At 60.5% G+C, this 19,216-nt stretch carries 7 protein-coding genes and 3 pseudogenes; 7 read left to right on the plus strand and 3 right to left on the minus strand.

The window, feature by feature from the left end:
- Nucleotides 1–100: 100 nt before the first annotated feature.
- The gene (locus tag NLY43_RS12410) at nucleotides 101–8,980 is read right to left on the minus strand and encodes a Ulp1 family isopeptidase (protein WP_286460914.1); all 8,880 of its coding nucleotides are present in this window, start codon (nucleotides 8,978–8,980) and stop codon (nucleotides 101–103) included.
- A gap of 696 nt (nucleotides 8,981–9,676) precedes the next feature.
- Between NLY43_RS12410 and NLY43_RS12415 the strand changes: the two are divergent.
- The 5 genes and pseudogenes from NLY43_RS12415 to NLY43_RS12435 form a co-directional block, all read left to right on the plus strand.
- Nucleotides 9,677–10,053: pseudogene (locus NLY43_RS12415) on the plus strand (type IV secretory system conjugative DNA transfer family protein); the annotation flags it as partial.
- A 641-nt stretch (nucleotides 10,054–10,694) separates the two neighbouring features.
- Nucleotides 10,695–13,229 carry a two-component system VirA-like sensor kinase gene (locus NLY43_RS12420; protein WP_031198732.1) on the plus strand — a complete coding sequence of 845 codons (2,535 nt, stop codon included), beginning with the start codon at nucleotides 10,695–10,697 and terminating at the stop codon, nucleotides 13,227–13,229.
- A gap of 932 nt (nucleotides 13,230–14,161) precedes the next feature.
- A complete protein-coding gene (locus tag NLY43_RS12425) occupies nucleotides 14,162–14,353 on the plus strand; it encodes a hypothetical protein (protein WP_023679698.1) in 192 nt (63 codons plus the stop codon).
- A 191-nt stretch (nucleotides 14,354–14,544) separates the two neighbouring features.
- Nucleotides 14,545–14,978: pseudogene (locus tag NLY43_RS12430) on the plus strand (PfkB family carbohydrate kinase); the annotation flags it as partial.
- A gap of 182 nt (nucleotides 14,979–15,160) precedes the next feature.
- Nucleotides 15,161–15,702 (plus strand): annotated as a pseudogene (locus NLY43_RS12435) (transposase); the annotation flags it as partial.
- A gap of 181 nt (nucleotides 15,703–15,883) precedes the next feature.
- Here the strand turns inward: NLY43_RS12435 and NLY43_RS32495 are convergent.
- Nucleotides 15,884–16,090 carry an isopentenyl transferase family protein gene (locus tag NLY43_RS32495; RefSeq protein ID WP_084561227.1) on the minus strand — a complete coding sequence of 69 codons (207 nt, stop codon included), beginning with the start codon at nucleotides 16,088–16,090 and terminating at the stop codon, nucleotides 15,884–15,886.
- Nucleotides 16,091–16,272: 182 nt separating this feature from the next.
- A complete protein-coding gene (gene hemN, locus NLY43_RS12440; protein ID WP_084627289.1) occupies nucleotides 16,273–17,688 on the minus strand; it encodes an oxygen-independent coproporphyrinogen III oxidase in 1,416 nt (471 codons plus the stop codon).
- A gap of 168 nt (nucleotides 17,689–17,856) precedes the next feature.
- Between hemN and NLY43_RS12445 the strand changes: the two genes are divergently transcribed.
- Both NLY43_RS12445 and NLY43_RS12450 read left to right on the plus strand, forming a co-directional pair.
- Nucleotides 17,857–18,360, plus strand: coding sequence for a hypothetical protein (locus NLY43_RS12445; RefSeq protein WP_156936505.1), 504 nt, complete (start codon nucleotides 17,857–17,859; stop codon nucleotides 18,358–18,360).
- Between the two features lie 552 nt (nucleotides 18,361–18,912).
- Nucleotides 18,913–19,134 (plus strand): hypothetical protein, encoded by a 222-nt coding sequence (locus tag NLY43_RS12450; RefSeq protein ID WP_156935605.1) that lies wholly within the window; start codon nucleotides 18,913–18,915, stop codon nucleotides 19,132–19,134.
- The last annotated feature ends 82 nt before the right edge of the window (nucleotides 19,135–19,216 follow it).

Here is a 19,216-nt window from a genome sequence, read left to right on the forward strand (position 1 = left end):
GTACCAGCCTGATCAATTACAGCGAGAGCTACCGGTCCGGAGATCGCATCAGCGCCTCTGTCGTCAAGAGAGCTGTTCTGCTTGACCCCAGCCATGGAGCTCAACGCCCCGCGTCGGAGCGCTCCCTGCTTCTGAAGGAAGCCATTAGGTCCGCTCGGGCTTGATCGGAGGCTTGGCTGATGGACGTCGTGGTTGCTTCGCTCAGTTGCCGCCCCATGGCGCGGCTTTGCGGATTATCAGTCCTCTGCCTCTTCGCCGGTCTCAACAGCGCTGTGTAATGTTCATTGTTTATGATGACGCCCCCGCTGTTCACGAGGTTGCTCCTGTCAAGTGTACTCGTCAGTCCGTCCTGGGCCTCACGCTTCTTGCCCAAGTGCCGTTCAAGCGGCGCTGGCGCGACTTGTTGAGCTCGAGAGATGGGTCCCTGCTCTCCTGCGTGGCCATGAGCTTGTGCCGCGGTCTGCGCAGCGGCGTCCCCAATGGCACGAGCCTCCATGCCGACTGCGTCTTCCGGACGAGCAGCAAGGGCAATTTCGCGCCCGAGTGCGAACTTCCGGACATGAGTTAGTGCACTGATGTCAGCGGTTTTCATATAGCGCTTGGCATCTTCATCCAGCGACCGCTCGTGAAGCCGATCCGCAATCCCCGGCTTTTTATTTTCAACCAGGCATTGACTGAAACGTCTAAGAGCAGACCCATAGACCTCAACGGTACGGGGTTTCGGCCCGGTCGGCGCTGCCTCGTACGCTTTGATGAGAGCCGCTGTGTACTCTCTGATGAGCACGGCGTCGGCAGGGTGGGGATTCAGGGCAGGGCGGCCCACCACTGGCGCTCCGCCCGCCCACGTCTTGAGACGACCCAGTGACCCAGCCACGGCCGAGGGGCCGCCACCCCAGATCTCGTACTCCTTGCGATCCCGATCCAGCGACGAATCGTGAAGCCGATCCGCAATCCCCGGCTTGTTATTTTCAACGAGCCAATGACCAAAGCCGAAAAGAATATCTACATGGCGCTTGACCGTGATCTCCCCGACCTTACCGGCATAGAGTGCTGACCTCAGCCCTTCGACAAGGGTCGCATCGTTGGAATAAAGAGGACCCTTGTCGGGACCGGAGACCACTTTTGGGCGATCTGGCTGCACCGCCGCCGGCACAGAACGAGCATGGTCACGCAACTCGGACGGTGCGGGGGGATTCAGATCAACCACTGACGAATCCGGCGCATGATGATGGCGCGCCGTTGAGTGACCCGGCTGCAGCACCGAGGCACCCAGCATCGACCCACTGCCTCCGGCGTACGGCGCCGCGGCGTGTTCTTGTCCGCTCCCTTGCATCATGGGCTGCGCCTCCCATGGCAATGCACCCACTTGATGGGTGGGGGCCTGCATCAGCACGCGAGCGCCTGAATTGCCGATCTCGCTCAGCTGCGGCTCAGTGGCAACGTCCTGCAGACGACTGTTCGGGGTCCTTTGCCTCTTCGCTGGTCTCAACTCCGCTGTATCATGCTCACGGTTGATGAGGACCTCCTCGCTTGGTAGCTGGTTGCTCCTGTCCTGTGCAGCGATCCGCTCGTCCGGCGCGCGCTGGTCGCCGTCGCGCCAGCTCAGGGGACGAAAGGACCCTGCGGGATCCGAGGCTTGGTGATGGGGCCCAGTTGGCACGAAAGACGATGCCAGAACAGCGTCGTCTTCATTAGCTTTCCCAGGGGGGAGATACTCTGGCCAACTGTATTCCTCCTGCGGCCCGCTGCGCTGCGCAGCGGCGTCCCCCTTGCTCTCAAGACTTTGAAATTTAAATGGGTCCCCGGGAGCAACGTCTGGCGCTGACTGGCCGAGCCGCTTGATCTGCTGGTGAAACGTCCCAACGGGGCTTTCCTTAACCGCGTCTCGGGCCTGTCGGTCCATGAGTTCAAAGTTCGTAAGATTATTTGCCGTTCCGAATGTATTGTCACCCCTGAGGCGGGTTTGTAGTGCCTGCCGATTGACGACGAGGTTGTTGAGGTTCAGGTTATCTGGCTGCGATTGCAATCGCCCAACCAGCGCCCGCGTGCCGTCCACCACGTAGACTCCGCAATCCACCACGTTGCTCTGCTGGGCGATGCGGGATACGCCCACGCGGGTCTCCAGGCTGGCGCCCAGATTTTCTGCGAGCTCTTTTGCAAGCGTGTCATTGCATCCGTTGTAGGAGTCATAATGATAGGCAACCGGCCGTTCCCGGTCGCTGCGATCAACGAACAGCAGCGACCAATGGGTGCCGCGCTCCGCAAGAGTCTTACCGCCATCGCTCACTGGCACGAACAGGAAGTCGGCTGTGTCGTTACCGTTCTGATGGACGATGCGCTGGAATGCGCTTAGCATGACGCTCTCGGAGCCCAAGCGCAGATGATAATTGGCTACGAGGGGATCCACGAACCGCGTCCGGGCGGCGAGATCTGGATTGTTCCCCTGCAACTCCTGCTCCAGGAGTTGGTAATCCCTCTGGATATGTTCGTCGCCTAGCCATTCCAATGCGCCGAGCACCCGCCCGTCTTTAGCTTTCCCAGGGGGCCTCTCTGGCCGACCCAATGCCTCCTGCGTCCCGCTGCGCTGCGCAGCGGCGTCCCCAATGGCACGAGCCTCCATGCCGACTGCGTCTTCCGGACGAGCAGCAAGGGCAATTTCGCGCCCGGGTGCGAACTTCCGGAGATGAGCTAGTGCACTGATCCTCCGGTTACCACCGGAGTTCACATAGCGCTTGGCATCTTCATCCAGCGACCCCTCGTGAAGCCGATCCGCAATCCCCGGCTTTTTGTTTTCATGCAGGTATTCACTGAAACGTATAAGAGTAGATCCATAGACCTGAATGGTACCGCGATTCGGCCCGGTCGCAGGCGCTTCTTTGTACTCTTTGATGAGAGCCGCTGTGTAATCTCTGATGAGCGCGGCGTCGGCAGGGTAGGGATTCCGGACAGGGCGGTCGACCACTGGCGCTCCGCCCGCCAACGTCTTGAGACGACCCAGTGCTCTAGCCACGATCGAGGGGCCACCCCTGCTCTCGTACTCCGAGGGGCCACCCCTGCTCTCGTACTCCTTGCGATCCTGATCCAGCGACGATTCGTCAAGCCGAGCAGCAAATCCCGGCCTGTTATTGTCAAAGAGCCAACGACCAAAGCCGAGAAGAGAATTTACATGGCGCTTGACCGTGCTCTCCTTGACCTTACCCGCGTAAGCTGACCTCAGCCCTTCGACAACGGTCGCATCGTTGGAATAGAGGGGACCCTTGTCGCGACCGGAGACCCCTATTGGAGGATCTGGCTGCACCGCCGCCGGCACAGAACGAGCATGGTCACGCAACTCGGACGGTGCGGGGGGATTCAGATCAACCACTGACGAATCCGGCGCATGATGATGGCGCGCCGTTGAGTGACCCGGCTGCAGCACCGAGGCACCCAGCATCGACCCACTGCCTCCGGCATACGGCGCCGCGGCGTGTTCTTGTCCGCTCCCTTGCATCATGGGCTGCGCTTCCCATGGCAATGCACCCACTTGATGGGTGGGGGCCTGCATCAGCACGCGAGCGCCTGAATTGCCGATCTCGCTCAGCTGCGGCTCAGTGGCAACGTCCTGCAGACGACTGTTCAGGGGCCTTTGCCTCTTCGCTGGTCTCAACTCCGCTGTATCATGCTCACGGTTGATGAGGACCTCCTCGCTTGATAGCTGGTTGCTCCTGTCCTGTGCAGCGATCCGCTCGTCCGGCGCGCGCTGGTCGCCGTCGCGCCAGATCAGGGGACGAAAGGACCCTGCGGGATCCGAGGCTTGGTGATGGGGCCCAGTTGGCACGAAAGACAATGGCAGAACAGCGTCGTCTTCATTAGCTTTCCCAGGGAGCTCGCGCCCGAGTTCGGACTTCCGGGGATGAGCTAGTGCACTGATCCCACCGGAGTTGTTATAGCGCTTGGCATCTTCATCCAGCGACCCCTCGTGAAGCCGAGCCGCAATCCCCGGCTTTTTGTTTTCAACCAGGTATTCACTGAAACGTCTAGGAGCAGATCCATAGGTCTGAATGGTAGCGGGATTCGGCCCGGTCGGCGCTGCCTTGTACTCTTTGATGGGAGCCGCTGTGTAATCTCTGATGAGCGCGGCGTCGGCAGGGTCGGGATTATTCAGGACAGCGGCGCGGTCCAGCACTGGCGCTCCGCCCGCCCACGTCTTGAGATGACCCACTGCTCTAGCCACGTCCGAGGAGCCACTCTTGCTCTCGTACTCCTTGAGATCCGGATCCAGCGACTCCTCGTGAAGCCGAGCAGCAAATCCCGGCCTGTTATTATCAAAGAGCCAACGACCAAAGCCGAGAAGAGAATTTACATGGCGCTTGACCGTGCTCTCCAATGCTGACCTCAGCCCTTCGACAACGGTCGCATCGTTGGAATAAAGAGGACGCTTGTCGGGACCGGAGACCCCTATTGGAGGATCTGGCTGCACCGCCGCCGGCACAGAACGAGCAGGGTCACGCAACTCGGACGGTGCGGGGGGATTCAGATCAACCACTGACGAATCCGGCGCATCATGATGGCGCGCCGTTGAGTGACCCGGCTGCAGCACCGAGGCACCCAGCATCGACCCACTGCCTCCGGCGTCGGGCGCCGCGGCGTGTTCTTGTCCGCTCCCTTGCATGAGTTGCGCCTCCCATGGCGATGGTAGAAGGTCCGCGTGCGGAATCGAGTCGAAATATCCCGACAAATCAGCGTCGACCATCTGCTTTTGCGACCGAGCCAGCGTTTCGGCCACCGCGGCCTCGCCAACCGCGGAGGGCGTCTCCTCAGCCCTGGCGAACGCTGGCCCGGCAGGCGCCGCCGGCACAGAACGAGCATGGTCACGCAACTCGAACGGTGCGGGGGGATTCAGATCAACCACTGACGAATCGCGCGCCGTTGAGTGACCAGGCTGCAGCACCGAGGCACCCAGCATCGACCCACTGCCTCCGGCGTAGGGCGCCGCGGCGTGTTCTTGTCCGCTCCCTTGCGTCATGAGTTGCGCCTCCCATGGCGATCGTAGAAGGTCCGCGTGCGGAATCGAGTCGAAATATCCCGACAAATCAGCGTCGACCTTCTGCTTTTGCAACCGAGCCCACCTTTCGGCCACCGCGGCCTCGCCAAGCGCGGAGGGCGTCTCCCCAGCCCTGGCGAACGCTGGCCCGGCAGGCGCCGCCGGCACAGAACGAGCAGAGTCACGCAACTCGGACGGTGAGGGGGGATTCAGATCAACCATTGACGAATCCGGCGCATGATGATGGCGCGCCGTTGAGTGATCCGGCTGCAGCACCGAGGCACCCAGCATCGACCCACTGCCTCCGGCGTAGGGCGCCGCGGCGTGTTCTTGTCCGCTCCCTTGCACCATGAGTTGCGCCTCCCATGGCGATGTATCCACTTGAGGGCCGGGATCATGCACTGGTTCGTCCATTTGCTTTTGCAACCGAGCCCACCTTTCGGCCACCGCGGCCTCGCCAACCGCGGAGGGCGTCTCCTCAGCCCTGGCGAACGCTGGCCCGGCAGGCGCCGCCGGCACAGAACGAGCATGGTCACGCAACTCGAACGGTGCGAGGGGATTCAGATCAACCACTGACGAATCCGGCGCATCATGATGGCGCGCCCTTGAGTGACCCGGCTGCAGCACCGAGGCACCCAGCATCGACCCACTGCCTCCGGTATGCGGTGCCAGGTGCTCGTCCCCCAGCATCATGGGCTGCGCCTCCCATGGCAATGCACCCACTTGATGGGTGGGGGCCTGCATCAGCACGCGAGCGCCTGAATTGCCGATCTCGCTCAGCTGCTTAGCTTTCCCAGGGAGCTTCTCTGGCCGACCCAATGCCTTCTGCGGCCCGCTGTGCTGCGCAGCGGCGTCCCCAATGGCACGAGCCTCCATGCCGACTGCGTCTTCCGGACGAGCAGCAAGGGCAATTTCGCGCCCGAGTGCGGCGTACGGCGGGAACTTCCGGAGATGAGCTAGTGCACTGATCCACCGGTTACCACTGGAGTCCAAATAACGCCTGGCATCTTCATCCAGCGACCCCTCGTAAAGCCGAGCCGCAATCCCCGGCCTGTTGTTTTCATGCAGGTATTGACTGAAACGTCTAAGAGTAGCCGCATAGTCCTGAGTGGTTTTGGGATTCGGCCCGGTCGCAGGCTCTGCCTCGTACTTTTTGATGAGAGCCGCTTTGTAATCTTTGATGAGCACGGCGTCGGCAGGGTCGGGATTCAGGGCAGCGCGGCCCACCATTGGCGCTCCGCCCGCCGACTCTTTGAGACGACCCAGTGCTCTAGCCACGTTCGAGGAGCCACTCTCGCGCTGGTACTCCTTGAGATCCTGATCCAGCAACGGATCGTCAAGCCGAGCAGCAAATCCCGGCTTGTTATTATCAAAGAGCCAACGACCAAAGCCGAGAAGAGAATTTACATGGTCCGTGACCGTGCGCTCCCCGACCTTACCGGCATAGAGTGCTGACCGCAGCCCTTCGACAACGGTCGCATCGTTGGAATAAAGAGGACGCTTGTCGCGACCGGAGACCACTACTGGAGGATCTGGCTGCACCGCCGCCGGCATAGAACGAGCATGGTCACGCAACTCGAACGGTGCGGGGGGATTCAGATCAACCACTGACGAATCCGGCGCATGATGATGGCGTGTTTCCCCGGGAACAACGTCCCGTACGAACACCGAGTCTGGGTTGCCTTGGTCCGGCGCGACTGGAGCCAGGGCTCTGTCGTGCAACGCTCGCGCTGACTGGCCGAGCCGCTTGATCCGCTGGTGAAACGTCCCAACGGGGCTTTCCTTAACCGCGTCTCGCGCCTGTCGGTCCATGAGTTCAAAGTTCGTGAGATAATTTGCCGTTCCAGATGTATCGTCACCCATGAGTCGGGTTTGTAGTGCCTGCCGATTGACGACGAGGTTGTTGAGGTTCAGGTCTGGCAGGTCTGGCAGGTCTGGCTGCCATCTTTGCAATCGCCCAACCAGCGCCCGCGTGCCGTCCACCACGTAGACTCCGCAATCCCACTCGTTGCTCTGCTGGGCGATGCGGGGTAAGTCCACGCGGGTCTCCAGGCTGGCGCCCAGCCTTTCTGCGAGGTGTTTTGCAAGCTTGTCATGCCATCCGCTGACGGAGTCATAATGATAGGCAACCGGCCGTTCCCGGTCGCTGCGATCAACGAACAGCAGCGACCAATGTTTGCCGCGCTCCGCAAGAGTCTTACCGCCATCGCTCACTGGCACGAACAGGAAGTCGGCTGTGTCGTTACCGTTCTGATTATGGACGATGCGCTGGAATGCGCTTAGCTTGTCGCTCTCGGAGCCCAAGCGCAGATGATAATTGGCTACGAGGGGATCCACGAACCGCGTCCGGGCGGCGAGTTCTGGATTGTTCCCCTGCAACTCCTGCTCCAGGAGCTGGTAATCCCTGTGGATATGTTCGTCGCCTAGCAATTGCAATGCGCCGAGCACCCGCCCGCTGGGGTCGCCGAAAACACCAAAAAACCCTTCGACCGCGGGGGACATCCCCTCAGGAAAGAGCTCTGGCGAGGCGGAATTCTCCGCCCGCAAGCTGGGCGGAGCGAATTCCGGTGGCCTCAGCGGCACCTCCTCGCTTGGTAGCAGGTTGCTCCTGTCCTGTGCAGCGATCCGCTCGTCCGGCGCGCGCTGGTCGCCGTCGCGCCAGATCAGGGGACGAAAGGACTCTGCGGGATCCGAGGCTTGGTGATGGTGCCCAGTTGGTACGAAAGACGATGGCAGAACAGCGGCGTCTTCATTAGCTTCCCCAGGGAGCTTCTCTGGCCGACCCAATGCCTTCTGCGGCCCGCGGTGCTGCGCAGCGGCGTCCCCAATGGCACGAGCCTCCATGCCGACTGCGTCTTCCGGACGAGCAGCAAGGGCAATTTCGCGCCCGAGTGCGGCGGACGGCAGGAACTTCCGGAGTTGAGCTAGTGCAATGATCCTCCGGTCACCACTGGAGTCCTTATAGCGCTTGGCATCTTCATCCAGCGACTCCTCGTGAAGCCGAGCCGCAATCCCCGGCTTGTTGTTTTCAACCAGGTATTCACTGAAACGTCTAAGAGTAGCTCCATAGTCGTGAATGGTTTGGCGATTCGGCCCGGTCGCAGGCGCTCCCTTGTACTCTTTGATGAGAGCCGCTTTGTACTCTTTGATGAGCACGGCGTCGGCAGGGTCGGGATTCAGGACAGCGCGGCCCACCATTGGCACTCCGCCCGCCGACTCTCTGAGACGACGCAGTGCCACAGCCACAGTCGAGGAGCCACCACTGCTCTCGTACTCCTTGAGATCTTCATCCAGCGACTCCTCGTGAAGCCGAGCAGCAAATCCCGGCTTGTTATTTTTAAAGAGCCAACGACCAAAGCCGTAAAGAGAATTTACATGGCGCTTGACCGTTTCCTCCTTGGCCTTACCCGCGTAGAGTGACCTCAGCCCTTCGACAACGGTCGCATCGTTGGAATAAAGAGGACGCTTGCAGCCGCGACCGTCGGAGACCACTACTGGAGGATCTGGCTGCACCGCCGCCGGCACGGGGGAACGAGCATGGTCACGCAACTCGAACGGTGCGGAAGGATTCAGATCACCCACTGACGAATCCGGCGCATGATGATGGCGCGCCGTTGAGTGACCCGGCTGCAGCACCGAGGCACCTAGCATCGACCCACTGCCTCCGGCGTACGGCGCCGCGGCGTGTTCTTGTCCGCTCCCTTGCATCATGGGCTGCGCTTCCCATGGGGCCGCGCCTTCGATGAGGCTCAGGTCTCCCTGAGACGGATGAGGATGGAACGGGTCTGGCAGAGCCGGAACGCCGGGGGCGGGAATTTGGGCAGCGGCTTGGCGCGCCTCGCCCGAGCGCTGCTCAAAGCCCTCTTGCCCGGCCTGTGCCGCTTGCTCTTGAGTTGCCGGGGGCTGCACCTGCCGCCAACCTGTTACATTGGATAGGTCAAATTTGTGCCGGTTCACGCTAGCCTCACGTCCACAGATCAGCTGAGCAACCTACTCGGGCATACTTACGAGAAGCTGACGAGGTCCGCGGTCCCGGAGCGGGTAGGCCTAATTTTCTGCGCGCCGATTGCGCTGGCGCGACGTAGCCCGGCCTTTTGCCAGCTCGGCAGCTACGGCTCGCAAAGAGCGTCGTAAGGCTTGCGGAGCCGCCCCTCAGCTCCCGTCAAGGAGCAATCCACAATTCACATATTTGGAGATGGCTCGCTGGTTTACCGGTCTGCGAGCCCCTGCAAGCCCATGCTTCAGATGCCGCCCGTGCAGAGGTATTTCATTTCGAGGTAGTCCTCGAGGCAATGGCGGGAACCCTGCGTCAGCGGGAGCGTCAGCTACATAGTCGATAACACGCGCTTTTTACCTCGGTCTCGGCTCGCAACGATGGATTGCTAACGGCGAACTCATGCTGGTCGGCAAGGCGATACTGGCTGGAGCATCAACTCGGCCGACGAGAGTGGCCACACCATCCTAGACAGGATCGGCCGATATGCCCGGCATCGCCGCTCTGCAAAAAGCACAGCGGGCATCCAGACGTTGCCGGGTTGACTATGGGTGTCCGAACCGCGAAAAGAGGCCGCTCTTTATGAGTGGCGTGCGCTGGCAGTCTAACCCCAAGCCCCCCGCCCGGGCTGCCGGCGCGCTTCTAGGAACATCGAGGTAGATGACGAGACTCCGAACTACATTTCCAAAGCTATCGGTGGATTCACATTTCAAGCCCAATCGATTTCCTACGGCCAGGCGCGAACGTTCGATTGGAACATTCAGAATTCACATCAAGGTGCACCGCTATTGCGTCCCGAACAGGTTCGGCTGCTCGATGACGACTACGAGATTGTTCTCATCAAAGGTCTGCCACCATTAAAATTGAGGAAGGTGCGATATTTTCGGATCGCATTCTGAAACGCATCTTTGAAAGCCAGACAGGCGCCCTCCCGGAGCCGGCGCCCTTGACGGGAGCAGAGGAGGCGCTCTCCGCAGAATCTCAACTCGATGACCCGCTGTGTGAATTGGCGCAGGACTTTGACGATACAGTTTGATGTGAGGCTAGTATGAACCCGCGAAATAGTAATCCATCCCGTGTAACAGCTTTGTCGCAGGTGCAGGACGCCGGCTTGGAAGACGGGCAAGCGGTCCAGGCCCGGCGAGTGGGCTTTGAGCAGCACGTGTCCGAGGCGCTCCGGCCGCTGTTCGATGGTCGAGCTGACGAGCCGCCTACCGGTCCAGATGAGCTTCTGCGACTGGAAAAGGGGTTTCGCGAGGTGCTTCAGCGAGGGCAGGATCATCAAGCCGCCTCGTCTTTTTTCAGCGATCCAAGGATGCCCGCCGGACGGGATGACCCCAAGGGAAGCGTGTCGGACGCTTTCGCAGCAGCCGGCTCTAGGCACGCCGGAGTTGAGGCCGCCGCCCCGCCAGTGTTAGCTGCCAGCCAACAGCAGATCCGGCCCTCGCCAGTTGCGTTTGACCGACCGGTATCATCCTCGGCTGCTGCAGGCGTGCGCTTGTATGCCCCTTCGATGATCTCTCGGAAGACCAGTTCCGAAAACTGCGATCAGTTGCCCGCCTTGTGCTGCCGCCTCGCCGTCGAGGTCGAAACGCCCGCGAATCAATGGAAGGTCAGCGGGCCATGGGGGCAGAGTGCAACGGCGTCTACACCGCCTATTTGAGGGGAGAGGTACACTTGGCTTTCCTGTTCCAGCAGCATCCGGCCGCACACCGACGCGATGGGGAGCTAGAATTCAAATCGGACCTTCGCAAGGCACGCACCGCGGATCAAACGCCGTTCGTTTGGGAAAAATGGCTCAGTACCGACAAAGCTTCTGTAATGGCCCTAGTGGCCTCGGTCGCGCTCTTGGTCGCGATACAGTGGCAAGACCCCCAGATCAACGAGGCGGTCCTAAGCGAACTGCGGACGATTCAGATCAACTACGCATTGCTCCAGCGAGACGTCGCCCGCGCAGACATGGTATTGGACTTCCGTTCCGTTGCTTCTACCGGGCAAGCATTAAAAAGGAACCTTCAAAACTACCAACGCCTTGTTGAGATCTCGCCCAATGAGAGCTCCGGGGTGCACTCCAGGTTGGTTGCACAGCTCAAAAATTCCCTCGAAAACACAGAAGCTGCCATCTCGGCCTCGGCCGCGCAAAATGAGCTTCTGCAAAGCTCTCTGGTACGCTTTGCTCGCTCGGCTAATCGCCTTCGGGGGGGAGTGTCGAACAGGCCTGAATTTTCCAATCTGATCCTTCAATTTTCGGCCAGACCGGGATTCAGCCTCGCATTACAAATCGATCAGTCTCTCCGCCGACTTCCTCCTAGCCAGGACCAAGTCACGGAGGATGTTGCCCGCGAGGGCCGCGCTATCCTGTCCTCAATGTTGAGGTTGGACCGCGCTGTCAATCGGATCCCATCCTTCGACACGTTCGCCAAGGCTGCCGGATTGGAGCGAGAGCATCTGAAAGCCTACAGCTTCGCCAGCGCGCAAGCGCAGCGTACACGACTTTTCTTTGGCTTGGTGTCCATATGCCTCTGCTTGTTTGCGACCATTCGAGCCTCCACGCTGCATGTGCGGACGAACCGGTTGGAAAGGCGGTTAGAGCTTGAAGCGGCGATGAGTGAGATCGAAGCTTGTTTCATCGACAGTCAAGCAACGAAGGCTTCGCGGCGCTTCTCCACCGAAGCAGCGCTTAGACTCATTCAATGCGTTTTCGATGCGGATCAATGCGCGCTTGCTCTGGTGGATCCGAGTGTCAGCAGGAATACCGAGTACTTTGTCGCGAACAAGCGCATGCGCGTCTGGAACGCCACGCTAATCCATGAAGTCGTCTCACTTGTACACCCGGAACAGCCAGTGTTTCGCGTCGTTCCGGCGTCGGAAGTGGTTCGGACTGCCGTAGGCACTACCGGTGTTTGTCAAATTGTTGGTTGCCGGGCCTCCGATCAGCAGGCTGCGGTTTGTATCCTTGTTTTTGAAGGAGATCGTTCACCACCCTCCACAGACGACCTCCTGGTTCTGGCGAGCGCTACTGTGCGTTTAGGCAACCATCTTGAAATGCAACGTGTACACACGGAACGTAACCTTTTTGAGAGTCGATGGGAGCATGCGGAAAGGCTGACGGCTGTCGGCACAATCGCAAGCGGCGTTACACATGAATTCAATAATGTTCTAGGAGCAATAGTCGGCTACGCAGAGATGGCTAAAGGTCTTGTGCGCCGCCCCTCGAGAATTCGGGGCCACATCGGCCAAATTATCTTGGCCAGCAACCGAGCCAAGCTGATCATTGACCAAATTTTGTCACTAAGCCGAACTCGGAAGCGCGTGACGATGCCTTTCGACGTCTCGGAGAGTGTAATGGATCTCGCGCCATTGCTGCGGGTTACACTTCGTGCGGATGTTCAGTTAAACTTCAAGATCAACGAGTGGCAAACGGTGATCGAGGGCAGCCCGACCGAGATACAGCAAATCGTTATGAATCTATGCAAGAACGCGTCGGAGGCTCTCTTGAATGAGGGCCGTGTCGAGATTAGCGTTTCTCGCGCTCACGTCCGTCAAACGAAGCCCGTGGCTAAGGGCATCCTGGAACCGGGAGATTACGTTCTCCTCTCCATCAGCGACGATGGCCAAGGAATCGCAAGTTCGGTGCTTCCGCACATCTTTGAGCCCTTTTTTACCACGCGCTCTCTCGTCGGCGGGACCGGACTGGGTCTTGCTGCAGTGGACCGCCATGTGAGCGCGCTCGCAGGATGCCTTGACGTCACCTCGGCTGTTGGCCGAGGTACACGCTTCGATCTCTACTTACCGGCCTGCGCTGAGGAGCAGGTCAGAGCTGATAGCGCTTCCGGTCCATACGATGGATCACTTGCCAATGGAGAAATCATTGCAGTCGTGGAGCCCGATCCAGCAGCGTTGGAGATCTACAACGATAAGATCGCCGCGCTTGGTTATAAGCCTGTCGGCTTCGCGACCTTCGAAAGTCTTTGCGACTGGATCGAGAGCGGGAAGGCAGCCGACCTCCTAATTTTCGATCAAGCGACTTTCCTCGGGCCAGGACAGCCCGAAGCCGTACGTACCACCCTGATGACGGTGCCCATCATCGTCGTTGGTGGAAGCGACCCCATGCCGATCACATCTGGTAATCAGGCCTTCGTCCTTTGGCTAGCCAAACCGGTCTCGTCCAGGACGATGGAGCATGCGATTCGTAGGATGATAATGGCATGATGCCGCCGACGCGCTCAGGCTACCGAGCTACCGAGGCAATCGGAGGCGGAGCCGGCTGGGATCCAGCAAATACAAGAGCGTCGGACGATCTCTGCGCACCCGGCTCATGGCGAGTTCCCCTCGAACACTGTCGTCGGCTTCCGCCCAAGGAAGGGCTCCCCGACCACGGCAAACCTGCCGCCGTGCTCGTGACCGTCAAGGACAAGTCGCCGCGCGATGGGGTCTGCGGGTCTCCATCCTTGACAAGTCACTGCGCGCTGGCGGCGACAGGCGACGGGTAATATAAGGTCGGGACGAGGAGATGGTCGCCAATCGGTCATGCAAGATGGTTGACGAAAAGCAAAGCTTGACAATCATCGCCCCATTCACGCCAGACTTCTCCTGTGCGCTCATCACTCGGCTACGGCTCCTCGCCTGCCCCGGCAAGGCTATCGCCGCCCGGCCGGGCAAGCGATATCCCAGGTTCCGACGTGTTCCTTTCATGCTTGATGGACCTAGGCCCCGGCAGGGCGGGAGCATGAGGCTGGGTTCTCGGTCGCGGATCTGTGAGGCAAGCATGGGGTAAGCGAAGGCTCGACCCACCATTGGGGAGGCCGGGTTCGGCACGGAGGTGCGGCCTCGGCGTTGAGAGGCATCGGGTCGGGTGTAGCAGGACTTTCGAACTAACTGCCGACAACACACTGGATAGGCTGTTCTCGTCGTTCGGTCCAGTTCACCAACGCCTGTGTCGACATTTTACGGCGCTTCACTACTCAGCGCCGCGCCCGTGAGCGCCAGCGAGTGGTCGTCGGCGGGCTCGATGGCGCTATCAGGTCGGGGACTTGACCTCTTGATTATCACCGATTTAATTCAAATTTGTCTGTATATATTGACGATTGCACTACCTTCACCTCGTAAACGGCAATGCGGGCGGATAGAGAGGGTTCTATAATATGACAAGCGATTTTTCCGCCGCACGAGGGCATTTAGATCGAGCGTATGACTACCTTTGTGGGGATGACCCGATGAGTCAAAGGGGCCGCGAAGCCTTGGATCTGCTAATCGAGGCGGTTGCCGTCGAAGAGTTCAAGCAGCCACGCCAAAGCGCGGAGGTGCTAAGGTTTCCGATCGGGCGCCGCTGCTGAGGTAATCTCCACGGCCGCCATGTAGCCTCAGGTGGCAGGGACTCGCCGCCCCGTGAGGCCGGGAACGAACGCATTGGCAAAAGGAAAGCCCACTTGCCAGACCCGCGCGCGGCCGGCGTGGTAAGAAGGCCGGCGGGTTCCCAAGCGGAGACATTGACGCCGGACTATGACGTTCTTTGCATCGGCAATGCAGCGCCGGCAACACCGCCGCCGGCGTAGGCAGCTTCGGCGGGCGCGCCGCCTTCTTCGGCAGGTGTCGAACGACGCGCTCGGCGAGATCTACGCCCACGACATCCACGCCCAGGGCGTCGCCTTCGACACCGAACCGCTAGTGGGACAACCACCGACGGCATGCTCGATGATCTTCGTAACGCCCGATGGCGAGCGCTTATCTCGGCGCCTGCTTCGAACTCGGCCCGACGAAGTCGAACCGGACAAGGCTTCGGGCACCAAGGTCACTTATTTCGAGGGCTATCTGGGGGACCCGCCGCGCGCCAAGCAAGCGATCCGGCAGACCGCGCGGCTGGCGCATGCCGCTGGGCGCGAAGTGTCGATGACGCTGTCGTATTCGTTTTGCGTCGACCCCTACCGCGACGAGTTCGTCGAGCTGATCCGCTCCGGCACGGCAGCAGCAGGTCGTCTGGATCGCCGGGACTATCCGGGTGAGTACGTCGGGGTAGTGTGCTGAGAGTTCTGCAAATTCGCTGAGAGGGGGCGGTCATGGCAGGCTGGTGATTGTTCACGTCACCGATTGCGGCGAAGGAACGCCACCATGACCAAGACTGAAGTTAAGACCGCCAGCGCTGCCGTCAAAGCAAGGGCATCGGGTTGGTTGTGTCCGACGATCACGCCGGCCTGGTGGCAGCGATCGGCGAGGTGATCCCCGAAGCAGCATGGCAGCGCTGCTACGTCCACTTCCTCAGGAACGCGCTCGATCATCTGCCGAGGAAGCACGGCGACGACTGCCTGCAGGAATTGCGCTGGCTCTACGACCGGCGCGATCTCGCAGAGGCCAGGGCTGATCTTGCCGCATGGCTTGCCAAATGGTTGGCACGCTATCCGCGCCTGACAGGCTGGGCCGAGGATGCCATCGAACAAACCCTGACCTTCTTCAGGCTGCCGAGACAGCACCACAAGCATCTCAAATCCACCAACATGCTGGAGCGGCTCAACGAGGAAATCCGCCGGCGCACCTATGTCGTGCGCATCTTCCCCAACACCGAAAGCTGCCTGCGCCTGGTCAGGGCGTTGGCCGTCGAGACCAACAAAACTGGATGGAGGCCAATCGATACATCAACATGGACGACCTGCGCGAGCACAAGAAGCTCGCTCTGCGCCAAGCCGCATGACCAGCATATGGCCGCCCCATTTTGCAGAACTTGACGCACACAACCCGCTTTGCTCTCTCTACAAGGCATCGGAGTTGCCGAGCCGCAACCGCCTTACATGCCACTGAAAGCGCCAGCCCGATGCTGACTCGCGCCATGTGAATTGAGAAGGGAGATCGAGCCGGCTTCGAGTGAGCCCAGGCTAAGATCTAAGCTCATCCACGTGCATGATCAGCTTACGACGGGCAGTCACGGCGTGGATGTGCCCGCGGTTAGGAGGCGTATCCAAGTAAACCCGCTGGGTAGATTGCAGTTCGGGATCCGAGGCACGCCCGCTGCCCGTAGCGATTTGAGGACAGCATCGTACACGATCCAACGCAATGACCGGCCGTCCGGTCTCTCGTGCAATTTAAATTGAAACGTCTGTCTTGCCGCTGCAGGTCGGCCCGTAAATCAAATGGATTAGCATGTGTTTACCGCTTAGAAGCCCTTGTTTTTCGAACTAACTGCCGACAACAAACTGGATAGGCTGTTCTCGTGGTTCGGTCCAGTTCACCAACGCCTATGTCGACATTTTAGGGCGCTTCACTACTAACGGGCACCGCACGATGGCAGCTCGTTCTCTCCGGCAAAAGATACTCCCTGTGTTAGCTTCCGTGTTGTGTGCTTGCCCTCACCTGCGGGATACGGAAGGCCATCCCTAAAAGCATCGAATGCGGCAGCGACAGCGCGAATCCCAAAGCGATGCTCCCGCCGTACGCGGACAAAACCGTTTTCGAAGTCCACTATTCCGTCCTTGGCCAGCATCGCCAAACGCTCATCTGAACCGCGAAGACGGATCAAATCAGATCCGTGGGCGACACAGATTGCCGGCACGTCAGCCTCGAAATCGCACATTAATCGCTCGATGATTGCGGCTCGCAGGCGGTCGTCGTCTGTGAGGCGATGGCCCTTCGATGTCGCCAGTCGGCCAGCTGCGATGTGCCGGATGTAGAAATCCCGTGTAACTTCGTTTTGAACGTACCCCTGGCTGATGCGGCCGATAGCCGACGCGCCGAAACCGATCAGGGTTCTGCAGGTATCGGCAGAGTAGCCCAACGAGTTACGTCGCAGGCGACCTGTTTCCTGTGCCAGCGCGAGCTCGTCGTGCGGCAAGGCGAAATGGTCGAGCCCGATCTCTCGGTAGCCGGCGGCAACCAGCGTCACGGCGGCAGCCGCATGCTGTTCAGCGCGGGCAGCGCTGTGGGGAAGAAACTCCGCCTCGATGAGGCGCTGGTTCTTTATTTGGGATGGGATATGCGAGTAGCCGAACAAGGCAAGCCGGTCGGGGCGCATGGCGACCGCCGCCCTCGCCGTCTCGACGCACGACTCCACCGTTTGACGCGGCAGGCCGTAGATGAGGTCGAAGTTGATCCGGTTTACTCCATGCCGGCGCAGCATTTCCACGGCAGCCGACGTCTGGGCCTCGCTCTGGATTCGGTTGATCGCTTTTTGAACAATGGGATCGAAGCTCTGTACGCCCAGGCTCGCACGGTTCACGCCGGCCGCTCCCAAGCCTTCCGCCATCTCGGGCGTGAGCGTGCGCGGATCGATCTCGATGGCGACCGTAGCTGTTTTCGAGATGGCGAAGCGGCATCGCAGGAACTCCATCAGAGCGAGGAACTCGGCTGGTCCGATGAGAGACGGCGTTCCGCCGCCGAAATGTATGTCGCTCACGGGCAGCGTCTTCGGCACTCGCTCGCAAACCAGACGGATCTCGTCACGCAGCGCCGCCAGATAGTTGAGGATGGGCGCATCATGGCGGGTGATGGTGGTTGGGAAGCCGCAATACCAGCAGGCTGATCGGCAGAACGGAACGTGCAGATAGAGTGACACCGGATCCTCAGCCGGCAGGTTCCTGAGCCATGCCTCATAAGCCTCGGCGCCGACCGCCCCGGAGAACTCCGACACAGCCGGATAGATAGTGTACCAAGGCAGCCGGGCCTCTCGAAATTTCGTGGTCTGCAAAGGCACAATCCCATACTGATAACAACCAACCCTACCCACCGCGCCCGCCTGGGTCCTTGCGCTATGTCAGTCCGTTCCGTTTGGGCTCGAACTTCGCGCCGACGCCGGGGGGGCAAGGACCTCCTTGACCAGGGCGCCAGCGTTGATTTGGTGTTGCCGGTGGCAAGCGTGACGGATCCGCTCTTCAATCGGATCCTGGGGGGACTGGCGCCCCTCAAAACCGGTGGCGCGGAACGAGCCCCGATCTGCATCTTGAAAGGCGCGTTTACCAGCCGATGGAGCGCTTCGACCGATCGCGTGCTCGACCGCTTTGAAGTCGCCTACACGCCCTCCCCGTATAATGCACCTGCAAACCGGCCCGTGCTCGCACAGCTGAGTGACTTCAACAAGCTGAAGCTTGCGCTGGCGAGCGACGATCCCGAAGTCATCGCCCGCGCGCCCAAACTGAGCCGTTCCGGACGTGTCGTGACCTTCCTCACCTATCCCGATGCGGCGGTGCCGATGCCTTCCGCGGGCTACCTGCCCGCCACGGCGCCTTGGCTGGTCGCAGCGCCTCCTCCGAGCGGGCGGTTCTTTGGCTATTTCCTGTCGCATTCTTCACACAGGACGCCCGCGGCGAGGAGCGCGACGCCGAGACGGAGCGGCTGGCGAGCGAAACGCTGCGCTTCATAAATTACCTGACCCCGCAATTTGGCTTGGACGCTCCACGGATACCTGCAACATCAATACACGTAGCGCTACCCGTTGACGGCCCCGACGGTGATGTTGCCGCTTGCAACCGATATCCAAACCCCTGCCGCAGCTGCGCTGCGGGACTACCATGGCAGCGAACTGCCGCTGATGGGCTGGCGTTCTATCTCTCGCCTGCGCGCTTCGAACTTGGTTTCTTGCGGCAATACCTCAAGAAGGCTCTGGCGCCGGCTGACAATGGCGAGGCAAGGCCAACCGCGCTCCGCTCCATTTATGAACCGCTGGCGGACCTGATTTTGGCCGTGGACCGCGGCAGCGCCGAACTGGTGTTGCAGCGCTGGGCCTATGAGGCCGATGCCCGCGCGCGGGCGTGCCGTCGCAGAGCGGCGCCCTCACCGCAAACGTGGCAAAGGTTGGAACACACAAGCGCGCGCTAAAAGCGTCTGATTCACCTAATGAATTCAAGATCCTTCGGGACTTGCTGCGCCAGCCGCTCGACAAGTTCCAGCCGCCGTCAAGGTCTTCGCCTCTGGCGTGAAAGACGACTGGCTGACGATCACGATACCGTGCCCGGCTGGATGGAGCGGACTGGGTTCCGCAAGCCCTGTCACTGACGACAGCGACGTGCTGCGCCTCGGCCTTCGCCTGGAGCGCCCGAGCGATGCGGTGGTGCCGGCGGGCATTGCCGACCCAATGCGGCCGCAGGCCACGCCTGGATTCGGCCTTGCAGTCGACAAGAACGAGGTCGCCATCTAACCGGAACTGCAAGGCGACACCTTTGCCGATCTGCATGACGGGGCGGCCACAGAGCTGGGCAAATATGTCTCGGCCAGCATGA

This window comes from Mesorhizobium sp. C416B (assembly GCF_030323165.1).
Lineage (GTDB): Bacteria > Pseudomonadota > Alphaproteobacteria > Rhizobiales > Rhizobiaceae > Mesorhizobium.

Coding starts and splice junctions, on each gene's coding strand:
- NLY43_RS12425 (WP_023679698.1), top strand. CDS start 14,162: ATGACAAGCGATTTTTCCGCCGCACGAGGGCATTTAGATCGAGCGTAT.